Source organism: Cryobacterium soli (genome assembly GCF_003611035.1).
Taxonomy (GTDB): domain Bacteria; phylum Actinomycetota; class Actinomycetes; order Actinomycetales; family Microbacteriaceae; genus Cryobacterium; species Cryobacterium soli.
Map to the genome: position 1 here is coordinate 3,731,110 of NZ_CP030033.1, position 22,167 is coordinate 3,753,276.

The window sequence follows — 22,167 nt, forward strand, 5'->3', positions numbered from 1 at the left end:
GTAACACTGGGGCATGGCCGTCACGCTGAGAGCGCTCCAGACCGTTGTACCGCCCACCGTGCTTGTGCAGGAGCAGGTGCGGGACATTTTCGCCGCCCAACCGGGCCTGAGCCGGTTGGCCCAGCGGTTGGTCACGGCATCCTTCAATCTTTCGGGCATCGACACCCGGCATACCGTGATCGAGGAACTCACCCTCGACTCCACCGTGGCCGAGCCGCAGTTCTTCGACGCCGCCACGCAACGGCTGCTCATGCCGGGCACCCGGGTGCGCAACGAGCTCTACATCGAGCAGGCCACGAAGCTGTTCGTGGAGGCCGGCCGCCGGGCCATCAACGCGTGCCCTGGGCTGGAGGCCTCCGACATCACCCACGTCGTGACCGTGTCCTGCACGGGCTTCTACGCGCCAGGCCCCGACTACATGCTCGTGCGCGAGCTGGGCCTGGCGCCATCGACGCAGCGCTATCACCTGGGCTTCATGGGATGCTACGCGGCGATGCCGGCGTTGCGCACGGCCAAGCAGTTCGTGGAGGCCGACCCGAACGCCGTGGTGCTCGTAGTCAGCGCAGAGCTGTGCTCGTTGCACCTGCGCACCTCGAGCGACCCCGACACCATCGTGGCGTCGTCCCTCTTCTCGGATGGCGCGGCCGCCGGCATCGTGAGCAGCCGCCCGCCGGCCGCCGGTGAGAACGCCCTCAACCTCGACCACTTCGAGACCGTGATCACGCCCGTGGGGGAGGGCGACATGGCCTGGAAGATCGGCGACGAGGGGTTCGAGATGATCCTCAGCTCCTACGTGCCGCACATCATCGACGAGCACATCGAGTCGGCGCTCGCGCCGCTGTTCGGCCGGGACGAGTCCCTCACCCGGGCACTGGCCGCGGGCGTGGTCGCCGAGGCCGGAGCGGTCGCGGCGGAGGCGCAGGGCGACGGCGCGGATGCCAGTGCTGCAGCCGCCGAGCCGGGCCAGGTGCTCACCGCTGCAGCGCCGGGTTCCCCGCTCAGCACCGCGATCGCGCACTGGGCGATCCATCCGGGCGGTCGCAGCATCCTCGACAAGACCGAGACCAAGCTCGGCCTCACCGAGGCCCAGTTGGTTCCCTCCCGGGAGACCCTGCGCACCAACGGCAATATGTCCAGCGCCACCATCCTCTTCGTGATGAAGGCGATTCTCGAACAGGAGAACGCTGCCGCGGGGGACAGAGTCTGCGCCATGGCGTTCGGACCTGGCCTGACCGTGGAGTCGAGCCTGATGACCGTGTTGCGCGGCTGACGCCGTGTCTTTCTCGTTGCGGGACCGGGCCGTGGACACCGCCGAGATCATGGACGATCCGGACTGCGACCCCGACATGCTCCGCCGCACCTACGCGAACTTCCGGTACGTCAACGCTGTGGTGTCCGGTCTCCGGCACACCTACAAGCACGACATCCGGCCGCTGCTCTCGGCTGCGGTGCCGCGCACACTGCTCGACATCGGCTCCGGCGGCGGCGACGTCGCCCGTTCGCTGGCCCGCTGGGCCGCCAGGGATGGGGTGCGCCTGGCCGTGACGGGCATCGATCCGGATGCCCGCGCGCACGACTACGCCACGAGCCAGCCGCCGCTGCCCGGGCTCACGTTCCGCCGCGCGCTGAGTAGCGATCTCGTGGCCGGCGGGGAACGGTTCGACATCGTGCTGTCCAACCACGTGCTGCACCACCTCAGCGGCGGCGAACTGGGCGCGCTGCTCGTCGACTCCGAACGACTCAGCCGGGGTCTGGTGCTGCACGGCGACATCGAACGGGCGCCGCTGGCGTACCTGGGCTTCGGGCTGGGCACCTGGCCGTTCTTCCGGCGCTCGTTCATCCGCGCCGACGGGTTGACCTCCATTCGGCGCAGCTTCACCCGTGCGGAACTGGCCGCGTCGGTGCCGCCCGGCTGGACCGTGCACCGCGAGGTGCCCTACCGGCTGATGCTGCGTTGGAGCGCACCGTCGGGCACGCTGACCGCGGCGCGGCAGACGGGCCGGGCCCATGCGTGACGTGATCGTCGTGGGCGGCGGGCCCGTCGGTATCCTGCTGGGTTGTCTGCTCGCCGAACGCGGGGTGGACGTGGAGGTTCTCGAACGGCGCACCGAACCGTCGATGCACAGCAAGGCCATCGGCATCCACCCGCCGTCGATGCGGGTGCTGCGGCAGGCCGGCGTGGCCGAGGAGGTGCTCTCCCGCGCGGTGCGTATCGAATCCGGCAGCGTGCAGAGCGGCGGGCGCACCCTCGGCCGGTTGTCGTTCGCGCAGGTCACCGGCCGGTTCCCGTTTGTGGTGACCCTGCCGCAGCACGAGACAGAGGCCGTGCTGCGGGAGCGGTTCGCGGCGCTCAAGCCCGCGGGACTGCGCTCCGGCGTGGGCGTGGGCATGCTGCAGGAGCGCGGCGACCATGTGGACGTGCTCGCCGAGCCCAATGCGGCCAGAACGGAGTCCGACGGCGGCGGGCCGGAGATCGTGGCCCAGGCCCAGTATGTGGTGGTCGCCGACGGCGCCCGCGGTGCCCTGCGCGACGCGGTGGGCATCGAGTCCCGTGCGTTGGGCGGCGCGGGCACTTATCTCATGGCCGACTACCCTGACACCGGCGAACACGGCGACGAGGCGGTGCTGTTCTTCGAGGAGGGCGGCGTCGTCGAGTCGTTCCCGCTGCCCGGTGGCCGGCGTCGCTGGGTGGCCGCGACGCCCACCCTGCGAACGGATGCGTCCATCGCCGACCTGACCGCGCTCATCCTGCAGCGCACCGGCGTGCGCCTGCCGCCCTCGGAGTCCGTGCCCAGCTCGTTCTCGGTGCGGCAGCGGCTCGCGTCGACCATGGTGCACGGGCGGGTGCTGCTGGCCGGGGACGCGGCGCACGAGATCAGTCCGATCGGCGGGCAGGGCATGAACCTGGGCTGGCTCGACGCCGTGGCGCTCGCACCGGCGCTCGAACACGCCCTCGCCCAGCCCATCGAGGCGGCCGTGACGCTGGCCGGCTACGACCGGCGCCGCCGCCGCAGCGCCCGCATGGCCGTGCGGCAGGCCGGGTTCAACATGGCCATGGGCCGGCCGGTGAGCGGGCTGCGCTTGCGCGTGCGCAACGCCCTGGTGCGAGCCCTGGCGCTGCCGCCCCTGAACGCGCTGCTCTCCCGCGCGTTCACCATGCGCTGGCTCTGACCGTCCCTGCCGTTCGTCACCCCTGACGCGATCCGTTTTGCGGGTCGTGCCCGGTCGTCGGTCGAGCTTGTCGTGACCTGGTGACCGTGTTCGCGGGTCGTGCCCCTGTCGTCGGTCGAGCTTGTCGAGACTTGGTGACGCGGTCTGGAGGGCGGTGGACACGCTCGCGGGGTTTCGACAAGCTCGACCGACGTATCGTGGTGGGTCTGCCCGGATGCCGGGCGTGCAGTTGAATGGAGGGGTGACCGCACCTCTGATCGACCAGCTCCGCGCCGACCTCACCGCCGCCAACTTCTCGGTGACGGCTCTCACCGGGCTGTGGGGCATCGACGCCGATGCCGCCCTGCACCGCAACCAGCGGGTGCCGGCCCTCCGGGCTCTCGCCCGGCTGCGCGGCAGCCTCGTCCTGCTCGAGCCCAACGTCGTGCTCGCCCAACTCTTTGTGCTCGGCCTGCCCGTCGAGCGGGACGAGCTGGACACCGCCCTGCCCACCCTCGGCGCGGCCGGCGCCGAGCTGCTCGGCCTCGTCACCGCGCACCACGCGCATGCCGGCACCGCCGAGAATCCCACCGTGGACACCGGCCCCCGGCAGGTGGAACCCCTGGTGGACCTGCGCCCGTACAGCTTCGTCGACGCGCACGGCGCCGGCAGTTGGTGGATCACCTCCGACCTGGGCGAACTGGCTCTCGGGCATCCGCTCGGCGAGAACCACGTGCTCGGCGTGGGCGGCGCCTCGCTCACCCTCAGCGCCCTGATGATCCCCGACCCGGTCGACAGCGCGCTCGACCTGGGCACCGGATGCGGCATCCAGGCGCTGCACGCCTCCCGGCACGCCGCCCGGGTCGTGGCCACCGACATCTCCGAACGGGCCCTCGAGCTCGCCGCTCTGAACGCCCGGCTGAACCAGGTCGAGAACATCGAGTTCCGGCTCGGCAGCCTGTTCGAGCCCGTGGCCGGTGAGCGCTTCGACCACATCATCTCCAACCCGCCGTTCGTGATCACGCCGCGGGTGGAGGGCGTGCCCAGCTACGAGTATCGCGACGGCGGCCTCGTCGGCGATGCCCTCGTGGAGGCCGTCGTGCGCGGCGCTGCCGCCCACCTCACGCCGGGCGGCGTCGCCCAGCTGCTCGGCAACTGGGAGTACCACGACGAGACCGACGCCTTCGCCCGGCTCACCGGCTGGATCGACGCGCCGTACCCCGAGGCCGGCGCGGGCGACGCGGCATCCGCCCCGCTGGACGCCTGGATCATCGAGCGGGAGGTGCAGGCACCCACCGGGTACGCCGAAACCTGGATTCGCGACGGCGGCACCCGCCCCGAAACCCCCGATTTCGACAGGCTCTACGGCGCCTGGCTCGACGACTTCGAGGCCCGCGGGGTGCGCCAGGTGGGCTTCGGCTACATGCTGCTGCGCCGCCCGGCCTCGGATGCGCCCGCGCGCCACTCCGGGCACGTGCGCCCCCGCCTGCTGCGCCTCGAACGCCTGCCGGAGGCCCTGGGCCACAACGCGGCCGGCATCGGCAGCCACCTCGCCGCGTGCCTGGCCGCCCACGACTGGCAGGCCGGGCTCGACGACGACTCCCTCTCGCGCAGCACCCTCACGGTGGGCTCGGACGTCACCGAGGAGCGGCACTTCTGGCCCGGCCAGGAGGATCCGACCCTGATGACCCTGCACCAGGGCGGCGGGTTCGGCCGTTCGGTGCCGCTGGACACGGCCCAGGCCGCCCTGATCGGCGCGTGCGACGGAGAGCTGCCGGTGGGCGCGATCATCGATGCGATCGCCCAGTTGCTCGATGCCGACGCGGCGGCCCTCCGCGCCGAGCTGCTCCCACGCGTGCGCGCCCTGCTCGACGACGGCTTCCTCGAGCCGCCGGCGGCCGGTTCCGGCGCCTGACCGCCCGCCTCCGCCTCCGCGCCCGCCCGCCCGCTTCGCACCTGTGCCCCGTACGGACTTCTGCGTCCGGTGTGCCGGGTGCACACGTTCGCACGGGCAACTATTGAGCGGGGGCCGATCGGGATAGTGTGCACGCTGTCACGAAGGCCGCTGCAGCCACGCTCGAGCCGCTGACGAGACCAGCCGCAACACTCCAGCTCCATCGAAGCGAAGTGAGGCTCCTCGTGATTCCACGCACCTCTCAACCCGGCGCCGGCCGGGCTCGGCGGACCGCCGCCACGCTCGCCATCCTGTTCTCTGCCGTCCTGGCGGGAGGTGTGGTCGCGCCACCGGCGATGGCCGCGACCACAGGCACCGCAGACGTGACGATCGAAGGTACCGGTGCGGACTTCTACTTCGCCAACGTTGAAGCAATGTTCATCGGCCAGGTGAGTCCCGTCGACCGGTCCCTGGGCTGGCCGACCGGCAGCGTGAGAGTCATCTCTCAGGAGCCAGGCCATCCCACCGAGGAGGCAGAGCTCTTCTCCTTCCAGGGGGAGGGCGGCATTTTCTCCAGTTGGGCCCACCCCACCCAAGTCGGGGTTCGGCAGGTCGTCATCGAGTATTCCGGCGACGCCACGTTCGCGCCGAAGACGCAGGTCCTCAACTACTCAGTGCCGCCGGGTCCCCTGACGAAGACCACCCTGACGGCCAATGCGACCGGCCCGGTAAGGGTCGGGCAGAAAGTCACCTTCACCTCGAACACGACAGATGAGGAGGGCAGGACGCTGGAGGGCAGTGGCGCCACGGGCGGCGTCGTGTTCTATGACAACGGCGTTCGTTTCGGCGATGAGGTCCAGGTCACTTCCGGGACGACACCGGGCAAAACCCTGTACGCCACAGCATCCAGAAGTTTCTCTTCGGCCGGTGTGCACACGATCACTGCCTTCTTCGAGTCGGGGTCCACGTTCTACTATGAGTCCACATCGGCACCGGTCGTGATCACGGTCACGGGGTCACCGACCCCCACCGCGACGCCCAAGCCGACGGCCACGCCCAGGCCGACCACCACGGCGACGCCGAAGCCGACGGCCACGCCCAAGCCCACCGTGACGCCTACCCAGCCCGCCGCTGTCGGCGGATCGGTCGTGGTTTCACCTGGTGGCTCCGTCAAGGCGGGCAGCGCCGTGCGGGTCTCTGTGGAGATCCACTCCCGCGCGAGCGGCATTCCGGTGACTGGGTCGGTGCAGTTCTACGACGGAAAGACCAAGGTCGGCAAGCCGGTGGTTCTGGCAGTGGGTCACGCGGCCATGAAGTACAGCGGGTTATCGGCCGGACAGCACGTGCTCAAGGTGAAGTACCTGGGTACGAGCGCCTTTGCCGCCGCTTTCACCCGTAATGTGACCGTCAGCGTGCGCCGCTGACCGGCACCCCACTCCCGACTCCGTGGCCTGTGGTGGGGGAGGCGCGCGCTGTAGCGGCGCGCCGCTCCCGACCGAAACCGGCTGCCCTCAGCCTGAGGTAGCGTGAGAGATACCACTGCGAGGGGCTGAGAGGAGTGCGTCACCCAGTGTGACGCGAATCGGATGAAACGTCGGACTTTCCTGATCAGCTCCCTGTCCGGGCTCTCGCTGCTCGCGCTGAGCGGATGCGTGCCACCCCAGCGCACCCCCACCGGCACCCCCACGCCGACGGCCACACCGGCCCCTTCCCTCGTGCCGCAGCCGGCCGGGATGCTCCGCAGCTCCTGGTCGGAGGACCCGTTCGCCCGCGGCTCCTACAGTTTCGCCACGGTGTCGTCCACGCCCCAGCAGCGGGAGGACCTCGCCGAACCCGTTCTTGACCGGCTCTTCTTCGCCGGAGAAGCGGTCTCGGCCGACGCGCCGGGCACTGTGCAGGGAGCAAGGGCCGCCGGCCAGCGCGCCGCCCGGCTGCTTCAGTCCGCCGCAGAGCCCGGAGAGCGGGTGGCCGTGATCGGCGCCGGCGCGGCCGGCCTCGCCGCTGCCCGGCAGCTCGCCGACGCCGGATTCTCGGTGATGGTGATCGAGGCGCGCGACAGGCTCGGCGGCCGCGTCGATACCGTGACCGATGACGCGTGGCCCGTGCCCGTGGAGCTCGGCCCCTCGTTCATCGTGGGCGCCGACGGGATCTCCCTCGACGAGGAACTCACCGGGCTGGAGATCTCGCACTCCCCGTTCCCGCTCACACCGGAGGCCCGCACCCCGGCCGGGACCGTGACAGAGGTCTCAACCGTGGGCGCCGACAGCGTCACGGCGGCGCTCACCTGGGCCGCCGCCCAGGCGCAGGACACCTCCCTGGCCAAGGCGCTCATCGCGACCGGTTCGGCCACCCTCTCCCAGACGGATGGCGATGCGGGCGTTTCCGACGCCGATTGGCTGGACTACCAGCTCGCCACGTCCACCACCCTGGAGTCGGGTGCCCCCGCCGACACGATGTCCGGCTGGTACACGCCCACCCCGCAGGCCTCCGCCTCCGCCGACGTGCGCATCGTGCTCGGCGGCTACAGCGGACTACTCAAGGAGGACGCCGCCGACCTCGACGTGCTCTACTCCAGCGTGGTGACCCGGGTGGCGTACACCGACGCGTCCGTGAGCCTGCGCCTGGGTACCGGGGAGTCGCTCACCGTGGACCGCGCCATTGTGACCGTGCCGCTGGGCGTGCTGCAGGGCGACGTGATCGAATTCGACCCGGCGCTGCCGTTCGCGCATCGCGGGGCGATCGCAGCGCTCGGCATGGGCACCGTGGACAAGATCTGGCTGCGCTTCGACGAACCCTTCTGGGACACCGAGGCGGCCCTGTGGACCACCGTGGGCGACGACACCCTCGATTTCCGGGTGTGGGTGAACATGATGCCGCTCACGAACGAGCCGGTTCTGGTTGGTTTTGTCAGCGGGGACCAGGCGCTGAAGCTGGCAAAGTCGGGCAACACCGAGTTCACCGACGCCGCGCTGCGCAGCCTGGAGCCGTTCGCGGCGCTGCCGACCGACAGCGCCACCCCCAGCCCTGCGGCCTGACCGGGCTTTCTCCCGCGGGCCCGCGCAGCGCATGTTTCAACGGCAATAAATTATCGAGCAAAACTCAGATATGCGGTGTAAGCTCACCGAAACGTCTAGTCGGTGAAGGGGCCGTCCATTCAGGGGCGCCCCACGGGGAAGATCCAGTCGTTTCCCGACCGTACGTGCCGACGGAGTGCGATCGGGTCAATCCAGCGGGCCCGCCCGCCGGGTGCCGTGCCTTCCGCCGTCGGCCGTCGGGTGTGGTCGCGATCCCGACGTCCTCCAGCTCCGCGGCCAGTGCCTCTCCTGATTGACCGTGTGAACCATGTATATCCTGACAAACCTTGATGCGATGTCGTTACTCGACTTCGACACCAATCTGCCCTGTGAGGGCAGCCACCACCATCGCAGCCTGAGCGGACACTCCGCCGCCGAGCCGGGCGCCTTCATGGTGATCTCGCCGTGCTGCGGCCCCAAAGTGATCCAGTGCTCGCCCCGGGTCTCGGCCATGCAGGCCTCCGGTGTGCTCTACTGCGGCACCTGCGAAACCGAACACCTCACCAGCCAGTACACCTTCGTTCCCGTCGAGGCGTAGCGGCGGATGCCGGCCGGCCGGCGGCGCATCCGGGGGATGCGCCGCCACAGCCGGGGTCTACCGCACCGGAGGTCGCACCGGGCCGCCGGTCTCGCCGGTCAGGCCTAGTTGGGCACGGATGAGCTGCGGTCGCCGCGCGCGCGGGGCCGCCAGCTGAGCCGCGACGTGGCCACAAGCACCGAGGCGATGCCGAGGAACAGGGCCACGGCGATCAGGCAGTAGAGCACCGTCTCGAGCGGGCCGCTGACCTGGGCCGGGTCGAGGAAGAAGTACGGGTACCAGCCCACGAAGGATCCGCGCACGAGCGTGAAGATGCCCCAGGCGAAGGGGTACGGCAGGATCCAGCGGAGGAAGCGCCAGGACAGCCGGGCCTTGCCGGTATCTGTCAGCCAGTCCAGCAGCGCGAGCGTTGGGATGTAGAAGTGCAGAATCTGGCTCGGCCAGGGGACCTCGATCGTGTAGTCGCGCGACGACGACTGGATGACGATGGTGAGGAAGACGATGCCCGACACGATGATGTAGGTCGTGACGAGGGCCCGGAAGGTGTCGAGCCACTGCGGATCCCGGTCGTGCCGGAACGCGACAACGGCGCCGAGGATGAACGCGACCACCGCGGCGATGGCACTCTGCACCGTGAAGTAGGTGAACACGTTGTACGCGGCGAAGGTCGGAAACAGCAGTACGTATTCGTAGTTGCCGACCAGTCCGACGATGCCGGCCGTGGCCAGGAGCAGCCGCCCGTAGCCGTATCCGGCACGTAGCGTCAGGCGTCGGCGCGCGCGCAACGGCTTGCGCGCCATCGTGTCCGCCCGGGTATCGGGGGAGTCGCGCACCGTTGGTCCCGTCCGGCCTGGACCGGATGCCTGCGCGCCCATGCTCCCACGCTACGCCAGAGAGCCGGTCGCCCGCGGCCACCGGCCCGTCGGTCGCGCTCTACCTGTCGTTCAGTCGCGCTCTACCTGTCGTTCAGATGATCGGGCTGCCGCTCAGATGCGGATGCTGAAACTCGCCTCGCCGTGCTCGGCCAGGTCGGTCACCTGCACCGATTCCACACTCGCGGAGCGCGGTCCTTGGTGCAGCCAGGTGAGCATCCGCTCGACGGCGTCGTCGTCGCCCTCGATCTCGGTCTCCACGGCTCCGTCGGCCCGGTTGCGCACGTACCCGCCCAGACCGAGCGAACTGGCCTGCGCCTCGGTGTAGTACCGGAAGCCCACGCCCTGCACCATCCCGTTGACGATCACCCGCTTGCGACTCACGGCACCATTCTGCGCGTCCTCGCCAGCCCCGACAACCCCGCGCACGCCGCGGCCCGGCCGCATCTGGTGCCCGAACGGACATCTGCGCCCGGTACGCCGGGCGCACTTGTCCGTTGCGGGAACAGTCGTGCCGGGAAACGGCGCGGGTTGTAGCGTCGAGCCATGACCTCTTACGCGTGGGCCCGGGCCGAATCGGCGGATGCGCCGGTCGCGGTGCTGCTGCCCGGGGTGAACTATTCGGTTCAGGCGCCGCTGCTCTACTGGTGTGCCACCCTGCTCGCAGAGCGCGGCTGGCACGTGCAGGCCGTGGAGTGGGCAGTGGACGACGAGGCTCGCGCGCATCCGCTGCCCTTCGTCGAGCAGGCGGCGGCCGAGGCGTTCGACGCGAGCCCGCCGACCTCGCGCCGGCTGATCGTGGCCAAATCGTTCGGCACCTACGCGCTGCCGTGGGCCCGAAGCGCGGGCATCGCGGGCGTCTGGCTGACACCGCTGTTGAGCGAGGAGCCCGTGTGCGAGGCCCTGCGTGGGGCCACGGCCGCCGACCTGGCGATCGGCGGCGAGTTGGATGCGTTCTGGCGGCCCGACAGCGTCGCCGGCACGGCCGCGCAGCTGCTGTCGGTGCCTGGGGCTGGCCACGGGCTGACGCGTCCGGGGGACTGGCGCGGGTCGCTCGAGCTGCAGGCCGTCATCCTGGAGCGGATCGCCGGGCACATCGATGGGATCTAAGGGGCCGCCTGTTGCGAGTCGCACCCAGGGCATTGGTTGAGCTTGTCGAAACCTGGTGACGTGCATCGGCGAGTCGGCTCACGAGCTCGACGGGCTCGACCGACCATCGGGGCGCTGGCGGACTCGACCAGTTGGGCCCGGGTCCTTCGCCTGTGCGGGTCAGGCGGAGTCGCGCCAGACGATCTCGGTCTCGAGCAGGATGCCTCCGAGCTCCGGGGCCTCGCCGCGCAGCTGGCTGAGCACCGATTCGGCCGCGCGCTGGCCGAGGCCGTTGGCGGGCTGGCGCACCGTGGAGAGCAGGGGCTGGCAGCGCAGCGCCCAGGCGCTGTCGTCGAAGCCCACGATGCCCACGTCGCCCGGCACGCTGCGGCCGGCCTCGCGGAGGGCGTTGAGGGCGCCGGCGGCGATGACGTCCGAGGCCGCGAACACCCCGTCGATCAGGGGGTCCTTGGCCAGCAGGGCACGCATGCCGTCGCGACCGTCGGTGTAGGTATACAGCGGCACCGGGGCCACCAGGGCGGGGTCGAACCGGTCGCCCAACGCATCCGTGAACCCGGCCAGCCGGTCGGAGCCGGAGTCGCGGTCCAGCGCCGCTGCGATCATGCCGATGCGGCTGCGGCCCGTGCCGATCAGGCGTTCGGTGATGGCCCGCGCGGCGGCCCGGTTGTTGATTCCCACGTACGGCAGGTCGCGCAGGTCCTGCGGATGCCCGACGAAGGCCGCGGGCAGGTCTAGGCGTTCGATAACGCGTGTGATCGGGTCTTGTTCTCGCGCGGAGACCACGACGACACCGTCGACGAAGCCGCCGCTGAGATAGCGCGCCACCCGTTCGGTGTCGCGGTCGGACTCGATCACGAGACTGACCATCTGGTAGTCCGCCCGGGAGAGCGCGCTGTTGGCGCCGAGCAGGATCTCGCCGATGTTCGGGTCCTCGAGGAACAGGGAGTGCGGCTCGTGCACGATCAGGCCCACGGCCTGTGAGCGCTGCATGACGAGGTTGCGGGCGGCGGTGTTCGGCACGTAGCCGACCTTCTCGATGGCCGCCTCGATCGCGATGCGCGCCTCGGCGGACACGTAGGGTTCGTTGTTCACAACCCGGCTCACGGTGCCGCGGGAGACCCCCGCCTCCGCGGCGACGTCGTGGATCGTCGCGCGCTTGCGCCGGCCCGGAATTGTCACCATTCGATAACTGTACCGGTCGCCCGGCTTGACATCGATGCCGCGCTGTACTTACTCTGTGTACGTTCACAGACACTCAATGAGGAGTCATTTGCTCCCCGACCTGTGCACGTTCACAGAACGTCAGACCGAGGATGGCCCGTCAGGGCCGGCCGCCGGGCCGGCACCGCACACCCCGTCCAAGCAGGAGCACATGAACACCCCAGTAGCCACCCCGGTCGTGACGCACCAGGTCACCCGGACGACCCCGTTCGTGCAGAACGGCATCGCCTACGGCTGCGACTACAACCCCGAGCAGTGGGGTCCAGAGGTCTGGGCCGAGGACGTGCTGCTCATGCAGCAGGCCGGCGTGGACCTGGTGGCGATCAACATCTTCGGCTGGTCCAACCTCGAGCCCGCGCCCGGCGTCTACGACTTCACCCTGCTCGACACCATCGTCGACCTGCTGCACGCGCACGGGATCCGGGTGAACCTCGGCACCGGCACCTCGTCGCCGCCGCCGTGGCTGACCACGCTGCACCCCGAGATCCTGCCCGAGACCGAGGACGGCACCACCCGCTACTCCGGCGGCCGCCAGGCCTGGTGCCCCAGCTCACCGGTCTTCCGCGAGCACGCCCTGCGCCTGGTGGAGAAGGTCGCCGAGCGTTACGGCTCCCACCCGGCCGTGGCCCTCTGGCACGTCTCCAACGAGCTCGGCTGCCACAACGCGCTCTGCTACGACGACGACACCGCCGCCGCCTTCCGCCGCTGGCTCGAGCAGAAGTACGGCAGCATCGCCGCGCTCAACACCGCCTGGGGCACGAGCTTCTGGAGCCAGCGCTACAGCGCCTGGGCCGAAGTGCACACCCCCCGGCTCACTCTCTCCAGCCGCAACCCCGGCCAGGTGCTCGACTTCCACCGGTTCAGCTCCGACGAACTGCTCGGCTACTACCGAGCCGAAGAGGCCGTCATCCGCCGGCACAGCGAGGTGCCGGTCACCACCAACTTCATGGTCACCGCGCACATCAAGAACCTCGACTACTGGTCCTGGGCATCCGCCGTGGACGTCGTCGCGAACGACCACTACCTCGACCACCGGCTCGCCGACCCCACCACCGAGTTGGCGTTCGCCGCCGACCTCACCCGCGGCCTCGCCGGCGGCGACGGCTGGCTGCTCATGGAGCAGGCCACCAGCGCCGTCAACTGGCAGCCGCTGAACGTCGCCAAGACCCCGGGGGAGATGACCCGCAACTCGCTCTCCCACGTGGCCCGCGGCGCCGACGGCATCTGCTATTTTCAGTGGCGCGCCTCGCAGCAGGGCTCGGAGAAGTTCCACTCCGCCCTGGTGCCTCACGCCGGCACCGACACCGTGCTCTGGCGTGAGGTGGTCGAACTGGGCGCCACCCTCGACAAGCTCGACGAGGTGATCGGCACCCGGGTCGTTGCGGATGCCGCGATCCTCTTCAGCTGGGAAGCCTGGTGGGCCGGCGACAACGAGTCCCGCCCGTCCCAGTCGGTGAAGTACCTCGAGCAGGTGCACGCCGCCTACACCGCGCTGCACCGGCTCGGCGTCACGGTCGACATCGTCTCCCCGGATGCCGACCTCAGCGGGTACAACCTCGTCGTGGTGCCCGCGCTGTACCTGGTCACCGACCGGCAGGCCGAGAACCTCGCCGGGTTCGTCGCCGCGGGCGGCCACGCCCTGGTGACGTTCTACAGCGGCATCGTCGACGAAGACGACCGGGTGCGCCTCGGCGGCTACCCCGGCGCATTCCGCGACCTTCTCGGCATCACCGTGGAGGAGTTCTCCCCGCTGGCCCCCGGCCACCCCGTGCTTCTGGACGGCGGCCCGGCCGGACTGTCGAACACCGCCACCGGCACCCTCTGGAGCGAACGACTGCGCCTGACCGGCGCCGAGGCCCTGGCCGGCTACGCCGCCGGGCCCCTCGCCGGTGTGCCCGCCGTCACCCGCAACGCGCACGGTGCCGGTGCCGCCTGGTACCTGGCGACCGCGCCCGACGCCGACGCCTACCGCGACCTGCTGCGCACCATTGCCCAGCAGGCCCGCGTCACCGCGGTCGGCCCGGAGGGCGACGGCCTCGTCGAGGTCATCCGTCGTGCCGCGCCCGACCGCTCCTACCGCTTCATCATCAACCACGGCGACACCGACGTGGAGGTGAGCGCGGCGGGGGTCGAGCTCGTCACCGGCGCCGACGTCTCCCGCACCCTGCGCGTACCGGCCGGAGCCGTGCGCGTTCTCAGAGAGGACACCGCATCATGAGCGCACCAGCCCTTCCGGCCGCGGATGCCCGGAGCGCGGCACCCCGCAGCCCGGCACCGAAGCCCCGCAAGATCAAGGTGGCGCACCCGAAGGCGATCGCCGTCTTCATCGTGCCGTTCGCCGTCTTGTTCACGCTGTTCTACCTGATCCCGATCGGGTACGCGATCTACCAGTCGCTGCTCGTGGTGGAGCGCGACGGCACCTTCGGCAAGGCCACCCAGGTCTTCGGTGGCCTGTCGCAGTACATCGCGGTGTTCCAGAACGGCCCGTTCTGGGAGTCCATCGGCCGGGTGCTCGCCTTCGGCGTGGTGCAGGTGCCGGTGATGCTCGGCCTGGCGCTGCTCTTCGCGCTGCTGCTGGATTCCCCGCTGCTCCGCGGCAAGCGCTTCTTCCGGCTCGCGTTCTTCGTGCCCTACGCGGTTCCTGGCGTCATCGCCGCGATCATGTGGGGCTTCCTCTACTCGCCCAACCTGTCGCCGTTCACGGCGCTGACCAGCAACATCAGCTTCCTCTCCGCCGACCTGGTGCTCTGGGCCATCGCGAACGTCGTCACCTGGGTCTACGTGGGCTACAACATGCTCATCATCTACTCGGCCCTGCTGGCCATCCCCACCGAGATCTACGAGGCCGCCCGCCTCGACGGCGCCGGGCAGCTGCGCATCGCCTGGTCGATCAAGATCCCACTGATCATGCCCGCGATCGTGCTCACCGGCATCTTCTCCATCATCGGCACCCTGCAGCTGCTCGCCGAGCCGCAGGTGTTCCGCACCTTCAGCTCCGCCGTGACCAGCACGTTCACCCCGAACCTGATGGTCTACTCCACCTCCTCGATCCCCAACGTGAGTCTCGCCGCCGCTTTCAGCGTGGTGCTGGCCCTGGCCACCTTCGTGCTCTCGTTCTCGTTCCTCAAGTTCACCCAGCGGAAGGAAGGCAAATGAGCGCCCTCACCGAGTCTCCGGCCGTCGCCCGGGCGTCCAAGCGCGCCAGGAACGCCGCCAACCCCGCCCCGAAGGGACCCAAGGAGAGCCCGCTCTCCCGCGTCGGCGCGATGACCGTGATGCTCGTCTTCACGCTCTACTTCCTCATCCCGATCTGGTGGCTGTTCATCGCCGGCACCAAGTCGAGCAGCCAGTTCACCAGCACCAACCCGCTCTGGTTCGCTGACTTCAACCTGTTCGCCAACATCGGCAACCTGGTCGCCTACCGTGACGGCGTCTTCCTCAAGTGGATGCTCAACAGCGCCCTCTACGCCGGCGCCGGCGCCCTGCTGGCCACCCTGTTCGCCGGCATGGCCGGGTACGCCCTGGCGAAGTACCGCTTCCCGGGCCGGGAACTGCTCTTCAACATTGTGCTCGGCGGGGTGCTCGTGCCCGCCACCGCGCTGGCGCTGCCGCTGTTCCTGATCTTCAGCCAGGTCAGCCTGACCAACACGTTCTGGGCGGTGTTCCTGCCCAGCCTGGTCAGCCCGTTCGGCGTGTACCTCACCCGCATCTTCGCCTCGGCGAGCGTGCCGGACGAGCTCATCGAGGCCGCCCGCCTCGACGGCGCCGGCGAGGTGCGCACCTTCTTCACAGTGTCGGTGAAGCTGATGTTCCCCGCCCTGGTCACCGTGTTCCTCTTCCAGTTCGTGGCCATCTGGAACAACTTCTTCCTGCCGCTGATCATGCTGCGCGACGAAACCCTGTTCCCCGTCACCCTGGGCCTCTACGCCTGGAACTCCCAGGTCAACCAGATCCCCGAACTGCGCGGCTACGTGCTCATCGGCGCCCTGCTGTCGATCATCCCGCTGATCATCCTGTTCCTGCTGCTGCAGCGCTTCTGGCGCAACGGCCTCGGCGCCGGCAGCGTCAAGTAACCTCTCGACTTTTCGACCGTACGACCAGCCTTACCCGCACCATCCGCACCATCCGCACCACCTTGCACCACTCCTTTTCAGCGAAAACCCAACAAAGGAAAACAATGCGAATCACGAAAAGAGCGGCCACTGTTGCCCTGCTCACCGCTGCGACGGTCGCCCTCACCGGCTGCTCCACCGCCGCATCGACCGGCGGCAGCGCCGATGCTGCCGACTGTGCTCCCTCCGATGGCAAGGTCAACCTGACCTTCACGTCGTGGATCCCCGGCATCGAAGACGTCGTCGACGTCTGGAACAAGGCCAACCCCGACATCCAGGTTGCCGTGCAGACCGGCCCGAACGGCAACGGCGGCACCTACGCCAACTTCTTCAACCAGCTCGAAGCCGGCAACGCGCCCGACCTCGGCCAGATCGAGTACGACGCCCTGCCCAACTTCCGCGTGCAGGACGGCCTGATGAACCTCGCATCCTGCGACGGCGTCATGGATGCCAAGTCCGACTTCGTGGACTGGACCTGGGGCCAGGTCAGCTTCAACGAGGACGACTCCGTCTACGCGATCCCGCAGGACTCCGGCCCCATGGCCATGTTCTACCGCGCCGACCTCTTCGAAGCCAACAACATCGCGATCCCCACCACCTGGGCCGAGTTCGCCACGGCGGCCGAGCAGGTGCGCGCCACGGGCTCGTACATCACCAACTTCTCGCAGAGTGACATCAACCAGTTCGCCGGACTCGTCTGGCAGGCCGGCGGCACCTGGTTCGGCAACGACGGCACCGACTGGAACGTCGACCTGACCGGCGACGAGTCCATCAAGGTCGCCGACTACTGGCAGGACCTGATCGACCGGGACCTCGTCTCGACACAGCCGCCGTGGACCACCGAGTGGGACAACGCCTACAACACCGGCGCAGCCTGGACCTGGAACTCCGCAGCCTGGGGTGCGAACTCCATCGCCAGCGGCGCGCCCGACACCGCGGGCAAGTGGGCCGTCGCGGCCTCCCCGCAGTGGGAAGCCGGCGATGAGGCCAGTGGCAACTGGGGTGGCTCGTCCACCGCTGTGTTCACCGGCTCCAAGCACCCGTACGAAGCCGCGCAGTTCGCCCTGTGGCTGAACAGCTCCAGCGAGTCGCTCACCATGCTCAACGAGTCGGCCAACCTGTACCCGGCCGCCAAGGACGGACTCGACCTGCCCGTTCTCAAGGAAGGCGTGGAGTTCTACGGCAACCAGCCGATCTACGACGTCTTCGCGAAGGCATCCGGCGAGGTCTCCAGCGACTTCGTCTGGGGTCCGACCATGACCCAGACGTACAACGACGTCTCGGACGGCTTCAAGGCCGCAGTGAGCGGCAACGGCACCCTCGCCGAGGCCCTCACCACCGGTCAGAGCGCCACCATCAAGGCCCTGCAGGCGCAGTCCATTCCCGTCAAGGAGTAGGCACCGCCGTTTCGCCTGAGTCACCCGTACCGCCCGGCGCAATTCGCGCCGGGCGGTACGGTCGTCTGCCGGGCGGTTCCACCCGCGAGGGGCGCTCCCGGCGGCTCCGGTCGGCTCCCGGCGGTGCGCGGGTATGGCGCCGTTACGCGGGCGGCGTGCCACCAGCGTAGTGGCGTGTGACCCGCGCAGCTCCGCTGGGCTCCGTCGCGGTGTCGGCTCAGGATGGCGTGTGACCCGCGTACCGGCGTGTGGCCCGCGTTCGGCGGTGCGCGGGTGTGGCGCCACTACGCCGGTGGCGTGCCCCCCGCGTAGCGGCGTGTGACCTGCGCAGCTCCGCTGGGCTCCGTCGCGGTATCGGCTCAGGATGGCGTGTGACCCGCGTACCGGCGTGTGGCCCGCGTTCGGCGGTGCGCGGGTATGGCGCCACTACGCGGGCGGCGTGCCTCCCGCGCAGCGGCGTGTGGCCTGCGCAGCTCCGCTGGGCTCCGTCGCGGTATCGGGTCAGGATGGCGCGTGACCCTCGTAGCGGCGTGTGACCCGCGTACCGGCGCGTGACCCGCGCAGCGGCGTGTGGCCGGCGTTCGGCGGTGCGCGGGTGTGGCGCCGCTACGCCGGTGGCGTGCCTCCCGCGCAGCGGCGGGTTGCCCGCGCAACTCGAGGCGGCAGATCGGCAGGAGCGCCCGGGTAGACAGATATCGTTCCCCATAACCATCGAAGAAAGCAGTGTCATGATCCACCACCTCCGCGCCGCAGGCACCAGCCTCATCCTCGATGCCACCGGGCCGGGCGCCCCGGTGATCGTGCACTGGGGCGCCGACCTCGGCGAGCTGACCGACCCCGAATTGCAGACCCTGGCCGCGGCGAGCGTGCCGCCCGTGGGCCCCAGCTCGATCGACTCGCCGCTCCGGCTCTCCCTGCTGCCGACCCTGCACGAGGGCTGGAGCGGACGCCCCGGCCTCGGCGGGTTCCGCCCCGGGGCGGGACACACCGACCTGGCCCTCGAGCTCGTCGACGTGCGGGCGCGGGGCGCGAACGCGGTGACCGTCGAGATGACGGATGCTGCCGCATCCGTCACCGTCGCCACCGAACTCGAACTGACCGTGCAGGGCGTGCTGCGTCTGCGGCACACCCTCACGAACACCGGCCACAGCGGCTTCGAGCTCGCCGGCCTCGACGCCATCCTGCCGGTGCCCGACCGGGCGGGGGAGATCCTCGACTTCACCGGACTGTGGAGCCACGAACGCCGCCCGCAGCGCAGCACCCTCGGGCACGGCGTCTGGAGCCGGGAGTCCCGGCACGGCCGGCCCGGCCACGACGACTCGTACCTCACCGTGGCCGGCACGCCCGGTTTCGGGTTCCGGCACGGCGAGGTCTGGGCCGTGCACCTGGCCTGGAGCGGAGACAAGCGCGTCTGGGCCGAACGCAGCGCGCTCGGTTACGCCGTGCTCGGCGCCGGTGAACTGCTCGCGCCCGGCGAACTCAGCCTCGGCGCCGGCGAGAGCTACACCAGCCCGTGGACCGTGGCGGTGTACTCCGATACCGGCCTCGACGGGCTCAGCGCACGCCTGCACCCGTGGATCCGGTCCTGGTCGACCGTGCGCGGGCCGCGCCCGGTGCTGCTGAACACCTGGGAGGCCGTGTACTTCGACCACGACCTGGAGACCCTCGGCCGCCTCGTCGACGCCGCCGCCCGGGTGGGCGTGGAGCGCTTCGTGCTCGACGACGGCTGGTTCTCCGGCCGCACCGACGACCAGCGTGCGCTCGGTGACTGGTTCGTGGACGCCGCCAAGTGGCCGGAGGGCCTGCACCCGCTGGTGCGTCGTGTCACCGACGCGGGCCTCGACTTCGGTCTCTGGGTGGAACCCGAGATGGTCAACCCCGACTCCGACCTGGCCCGCGCGCACCCGGACTGGCTGCTCGGCTCCGCCGCCGCGCCCACCTGGCGCGGCCAGCGCGTGCTCGACCTCGGCAACCCCGACGCGTTCGCCTGGCTGCTAGAACGCCTCACCGCACTGCTCGCGGAATACCCGATCAGCTACCTCAAGTGGGACCACAACCGGGACCTGCTCGGCGGGTCAGCGCACCGGCAGACCGCCGCGCTGTACCGGCTGATCGACGCCGTGCGCGCCGCGCAGCCAGGCCTGGAGATCGAGTCCTGCGCCTCCGGCGGCGCACGCATCGACCTGGGCATCCTCGAGCGGGTGGACCGGGTCTGGACCAGCGACACCAACGACCCGCTGGAGCGCCAGCAGATCCAGCGCTACACGAGCGTGCTCGTGCCGCCGGAGTACCTGGGTGGCCACCTCGGCGCCGCGACCGCGCACACCACCGGTCGCACCTCCGCGCTGGGGTTCCGGCTGGCCACGGCGCTGTTCGGCAGCGCCGGAATCGAGTGGGACCTCACCCAGGCCAGCCCGGCCGAGCTCGACCAGATCGCCGCCTGGATCGCGGTGTACAAGGAGCGACGCGCGCTGCTGCACAGCGGGGTCGTGGTGCACACCGACGGGTCCGACCCGGCGATCGAACTGCACGGCGTCGTGGCGGCGGATGCGTCCTCCGCGGTGTTCGCGCAGGTCGCGTTGGCCGCCCCCCGGGCCGCGCTGCCCGCGCCGATCCGGTTCGCCGGGCTCGACCCCGAGCGGCGCTACCGGGTGCAGGCGTTGCTCGTGGGCCCGGCTCCACACGCCATGCAGACCGTGCCGCCGGCCTGGCTGGCCCAGGGCGCAGCCGAGCTGGTGCTCACCGGCGCTGTGCTGAGCCGGGTAGGCCTTCCCGCCCCGCTGCTCACCCCCGAGCAGGCCGCCCTGTTCACCCTTGATGCGGTCTGACTCGCCCCGCCTGCTCTCGAGAGAGGGCCCGTCTGGCTGCCTCGTGGCCCTGAGGTAGCCACACGCCCGCTCTCGCGAGCTGCGAGGGGCTCTCGCGGCGCTAACGTAATGGACATGACCGACGCCCGCACCGCACCCGCGCCGCGCCGACCCGGGGGCGTCCTGGTCACCGGGGCCTCCGGCACCATCGGCCGGGCCGTCGTCGACGCCCTCCTCGAGGCCGGTGAGTCCGTGGTGGCCGGGATGCGCGACCCGCGCGCCTGGATCGCCGACGGCGCTCGACGCGCCAGCGGTGTCTCCGTCCGGAGTGAGGCCGGCGGCAGCGGATTCGGCGCGGGTGTGCCCGGCGGTGGCGCCGGCAGCAGAGCCGGCGGCGCACGCGCGGACGGCGCCGGCCCGGGCCGGCCGCTCGGGAAACCGCTCCGAGCGCCCAACCAGAAGCCCCTGCAGAACCCCACCCGCAAGCCCGGTGCCGGGGCCGCCGCCGCCGCCCCGAGCGGACGGGCGGGGGCGCTCGCCGCGGCCGGGCATCCGGCTCATACCGTCTCAGCCGCCTCGCCGGCCGGAGCTTCGGCGGCAACCGTGCGGGCCTTCGACTTCGCCGACCGAGGCACCTGGTCGAGCGCGCTCGGAGGGGTCGACCGGGTGTTCCTGATGCTGCCGCCGACCATCGGCGAGGTGGGTCGCACGCTGATTCCCTTCATCGACACGGCCATGGAGAACGGGGTGCGCCAGATCGTGTTCCTGTCGCCACAGGGCGTGCCACTGCAGGCCCGCTCGCCGCAGCACGACGTTGAGCGCTACCTCAAACGCACCCGCGCGCCCTATACGGTGCTGCGGCCGAACGTTCTGCTGCAGAGCCTGAGCACCGGCTTCCGGGACGACATTCGCCGGCGCCGCGAGCTCGCCGTACCGGCCGCCGCCGCCCGGGTGGCGTTCGTGGACGGGCGGGATGTGGCTCGGGTCGCCGCGCGGGTGCTCGGTGAGCCCGGACATCTGCGGAAGACCTACGCCCTCTCTGGCGAGCAGGCGCTGGGGTACGCACAGCTTGCGTCGCTGCTCACCGAGGTACTCGACCGGCCGATACGGTACTCGGCGACGAACGAGCCCGACTTCGAGCGGCGGATGGCCGAGCAGGGTGCCACTCCGAACGAAATCGCCCGGCAGTCGGCAGTATTCCGAGCGGTGCGGCTGCGGGCGTTGAGCCTGCCGAACCGCAACATCCGCCGGCTGACCGGCCTGCCCGCCACAACCGTGCGCCGCTTCATCGAGGACCACCGCGACTCCTGGCTGTGATTCTCCCCGAACGTGGGGGACCCGTATTGGGGTACAGCCGATGCCCATCCGGGGGACCCCCGATTGGTACGGTCATCACTGGGTCACTGACCCGGGCAGCAATAGCTGAGGAGATGGGGACCACATGGCTGGTTTGAATTCGGGCGCGGCGGTGTTCGGCGAATTCGCCGCCTATCCGGCCGTCGTTCTGCTCTGTGCGGTGCTTCCGTTCACGGTGTCGTTCGTGATCGACGCGGTGAACCTCATGCTGCGCCGGGAGCGCTCCGGGGTCCCTGCCCTCGTCAGCGCTCTGGTGCTCTCCTTCGTCGTGGCCGCCACCGGGTTCCTGCTCCTGCAGCTGGGCCTGGTCGGTATCGGTGCGGATGCGGCGGTGCTGGACAAGCTGACGTCGGTGGGCGGCGGGCTGCTGCTCGTCTGCTCTCCGCTGGCCCTTGTGGCCGCCGTGGCCCGTCTGTTCATCTCGACACTCCGCGCCCGCGCCCTGGTGCGCCGGGCCGACGTGGGTGGCAGCCTTCCGGCCACACCGGGACGGGTGCCGGGGACTCCCCAGGGTGCTTTCCCCAGTCTGGCGGGAACGCTGCCCGGTGCCGTGGCCGGGCCGCCGTCGTCCCGCCGGGGGACCACGATGCTGGCCCGGTTCGCCGACCACGTGGCCTGAACCGCCCGCAGCGGCCC

Annotated in this window: 18 protein-coding genes; 15 read left to right on the forward strand and 3 right to left on the reverse strand. The window is 70.3% G+C overall.

All coding sequences use genetic code 11. From position 1 onward, the window contains the following. The first annotated feature begins 13 nt into the window (after nt 1-13). From DOE79_RS17350 to DOE79_RS17385, 7 genes are all read left to right on the forward strand, one after another. Nucleotides 14-1,270 carry a type III polyketide synthase gene (locus DOE79_RS17350; protein ID WP_245976995.1) on the forward strand — a complete coding sequence of 419 codons (1,257 nt, stop codon included), beginning with the start codon at nt 14-16 and terminating at the stop codon, nt 1,268-1,270. Between the two features lie 4 nt (nt 1,271-1,274). After that, nucleotides 1,275-2,015 (forward strand): methyltransferase domain-containing protein, encoded by a 741-nt coding sequence (locus tag DOE79_RS17360; RefSeq protein WP_120339559.1) that lies wholly within the window; start codon nt 1,275-1,277, stop codon nt 2,013-2,015. Then, nucleotides 2,008-3,171 (forward strand): FAD-dependent oxidoreductase, encoded by a 1,164-nt coding sequence (locus tag DOE79_RS17365; protein WP_120339560.1) that lies wholly within the window; start codon nt 2,008-2,010, stop codon nt 3,169-3,171. Before DOE79_RS17360 ends, DOE79_RS17365 begins: the two co-directional genes overlap by 8 nt. A gap of 241 nt (nt 3,172-3,412) precedes the next feature. Continuing rightward, nucleotides 3,413-5,065, forward strand: coding sequence for a DUF7059 domain-containing protein (locus DOE79_RS17370; protein WP_425455659.1), 1,653 nt, complete (start codon nt 3,413-3,415; stop codon nt 5,063-5,065). Between the two features lie 224 nt (nt 5,066-5,289). Continuing rightward, a complete protein-coding gene (locus DOE79_RS17375) occupies nt 5,290-6,468 on the forward strand; it encodes an Ig-like domain-containing protein (protein ID WP_220094252.1) in 1,179 nt (392 codons plus the stop codon). Between the two features lie 162 nt (nt 6,469-6,630). Then, nucleotides 6,631-8,079 (forward strand): flavin monoamine oxidase family protein, encoded by a 1,449-nt coding sequence (locus DOE79_RS17380; protein WP_120339563.1) that lies wholly within the window; start codon nt 6,631-6,633, stop codon nt 8,077-8,079. A 307-nt stretch (nt 8,080-8,386) separates the two neighbouring features. Next, on the forward strand, nt 8,387-8,656 hold the full coding sequence (locus DOE79_RS17385; RefSeq protein WP_157109234.1) for a hypothetical protein: 270 nt from the start codon (nt 8,387-8,389) through the stop codon (nt 8,654-8,656). Between the two features lie 104 nt (nt 8,657-8,760). Here DOE79_RS17385 and DOE79_RS17390 read toward each other — a convergent pair whose 3' ends face one another. Together DOE79_RS17390 and DOE79_RS17395 are read right to left on the reverse strand one after the other, a co-directional pair. Further along, nucleotides 8,761-9,531 (reverse strand): Pr6Pr family membrane protein, encoded by a 771-nt coding sequence (locus DOE79_RS17390; protein WP_162942820.1) that lies wholly within the window; start codon nt 9,529-9,531, stop codon nt 8,761-8,763. A gap of 111 nt (nt 9,532-9,642) precedes the next feature. Beyond that, complete coding sequence (locus DOE79_RS17395) at nt 9,643-9,912, reverse strand: acylphosphatase (protein WP_245976996.1); 270 nt, start codon at nt 9,910-9,912, stop codon at nt 9,643-9,645. A 162-nt stretch (nt 9,913-10,074) separates the two neighbouring features. On the opposite strand from DOE79_RS17395, the gene DOE79_RS17400 reads away from it, so the two are divergent. Then, on the forward strand, nt 10,075-10,638 hold the full coding sequence (locus tag DOE79_RS17400) for a hypothetical protein (protein ID WP_120339566.1): 564 nt from the start codon (nt 10,075-10,077) through the stop codon (nt 10,636-10,638). A 159-nt stretch (nt 10,639-10,797) separates the two neighbouring features. On the opposite strand, the gene DOE79_RS17405 is transcribed toward DOE79_RS17400, so the two are convergent. After that, complete coding sequence (locus DOE79_RS17405) at nt 10,798-11,820, reverse strand: LacI family DNA-binding transcriptional regulator (protein ID WP_120339567.1); 1,023 nt, start codon at nt 11,818-11,820, stop codon at nt 10,798-10,800. A gap of 190 nt (nt 11,821-12,010) precedes the next feature. Here DOE79_RS17405 and DOE79_RS17410 point away from each other — a divergent pair, with 190 nt between their 5' ends. The 7 genes from DOE79_RS17410 (at nt 12,011) to DOE79_RS17440 (ending at nt 22,150) form a co-directional block, all read left to right on the forward strand. Continuing rightward, complete coding sequence (locus tag DOE79_RS17410; RefSeq protein ID WP_120339568.1) at nt 12,011-14,077, forward strand: beta-galactosidase; 2,067 nt, start codon at nt 12,011-12,013, stop codon at nt 14,075-14,077. Beyond that, complete coding sequence (locus tag DOE79_RS17415) at nt 14,074-15,015, forward strand: carbohydrate ABC transporter permease (RefSeq protein WP_066597170.1); 942 nt, start codon at nt 14,074-14,076, stop codon at nt 15,013-15,015. The genes DOE79_RS17410 and DOE79_RS17415 overlap by 4 nt, the downstream gene beginning before the upstream one ends. Next, a complete protein-coding gene (locus DOE79_RS17420) occupies nt 15,012-15,932 on the forward strand; it encodes a carbohydrate ABC transporter permease (RefSeq protein ID WP_120339569.1) in 921 nt (306 codons plus the stop codon). Before DOE79_RS17415 ends, DOE79_RS17420 begins: the two co-directional genes overlap by 4 nt. A gap of 104 nt (nt 15,933-16,036) precedes the next feature. Then, a complete protein-coding gene (locus tag DOE79_RS17425; protein WP_120339570.1) occupies nt 16,037-17,368 on the forward strand; it encodes an ABC transporter substrate-binding protein in 1,332 nt (443 codons plus the stop codon). Between the two features lie 728 nt (nt 17,369-18,096). After that, nucleotides 18,097-20,196, forward strand: coding sequence for an alpha-galactosidase (locus tag DOE79_RS17430; protein WP_120339571.1), 2,100 nt, complete (start codon nt 18,097-18,099; stop codon nt 20,194-20,196). A 114-nt stretch (nt 20,197-20,310) separates the two neighbouring features. After that, nucleotides 20,311-21,492: an NmrA family NAD(P)-binding protein gene (locus tag DOE79_RS17435; protein ID WP_120339572.1), complete on the forward strand. Its 1,182-nt coding sequence runs from the start codon at nt 20,311-20,313 to the stop codon at nt 21,490-21,492. Between the two features lie 124 nt (nt 21,493-21,616). Beyond that, nucleotides 21,617-22,150, forward strand: coding sequence for a hypothetical protein (locus DOE79_RS17440; RefSeq protein ID WP_120339573.1), 534 nt, complete (start codon nt 21,617-21,619; stop codon nt 22,148-22,150). The last annotated feature ends 17 nt before the right edge of the window (nt 22,151-22,167 follow it).

Bases quoted from the DNA above. Each gene is read 5' to 3' on its own strand.
- DOE79_RS17350 (WP_245976995.1), top strand. From the start codon at position 14: ATGGCCGTCACGCTGAGAGCGCTCCAGACCGTTGTACCGCCCACCGTG.
- DOE79_RS17365 (WP_120339560.1), top strand. From the start codon at position 2,008: ATGCGTGACGTGATCGTCGTGGGCGGCGGGCCCGTCGGTATCCTGCTG.
- DOE79_RS17380 (WP_120339563.1), top strand. From the start codon at position 6,631: ATGAAACGTCGGACTTTCCTGATCAGCTCCCTGTCCGGGCTCTCGCTG.
- DOE79_RS17385 (WP_157109234.1), top strand. From the start codon at position 8,387: ATGTATATCCTGACAAACCTTGATGCGATGTCGTTACTCGACTTCGAC.
- DOE79_RS17390 (WP_162942820.1), bottom strand. From the start codon at position 9,531: ATGGGCGCGCAGGCATCCGGTCCAGGCCGGACGGGACCAACGGTGCGC.
- DOE79_RS17400 (WP_120339566.1), top strand. From the start codon at position 10,075: ATGACCTCTTACGCGTGGGCCCGGGCCGAATCGGCGGATGCGCCGGTC.
- DOE79_RS17405 (WP_120339567.1), bottom strand. From the start codon at position 11,820: ATGGTGACAATTCCGGGCCGGCGCAAGCGCGCGACGATCCACGACGTC.
- DOE79_RS17410 (WP_120339568.1), top strand. From the start codon at position 12,011: ATGAACACCCCAGTAGCCACCCCGGTCGTGACGCACCAGGTCACCCGG.
- DOE79_RS17415 (WP_066597170.1), top strand. From the start codon at position 14,074: ATGAGCGCACCAGCCCTTCCGGCCGCGGATGCCCGGAGCGCGGCACCC.
- DOE79_RS17420 (WP_120339569.1), top strand. From the start codon at position 15,012: ATGAGCGCCCTCACCGAGTCTCCGGCCGTCGCCCGGGCGTCCAAGCGC.
- DOE79_RS17425 (WP_120339570.1), top strand. From the start codon at position 16,037: ATGCGAATCACGAAAAGAGCGGCCACTGTTGCCCTGCTCACCGCTGCG.
- DOE79_RS17430 (WP_120339571.1), top strand. From the start codon at position 18,097: ATGATCCACCACCTCCGCGCCGCAGGCACCAGCCTCATCCTCGATGCC.
- DOE79_RS17435 (WP_120339572.1), top strand. From the start codon at position 20,311: ATGACCGACGCCCGCACCGCACCCGCGCCGCGCCGACCCGGGGGCGTC.
- DOE79_RS17440 (WP_120339573.1), top strand. From the start codon at position 21,617: ATGGCTGGTTTGAATTCGGGCGCGGCGGTGTTCGGCGAATTCGCCGCC.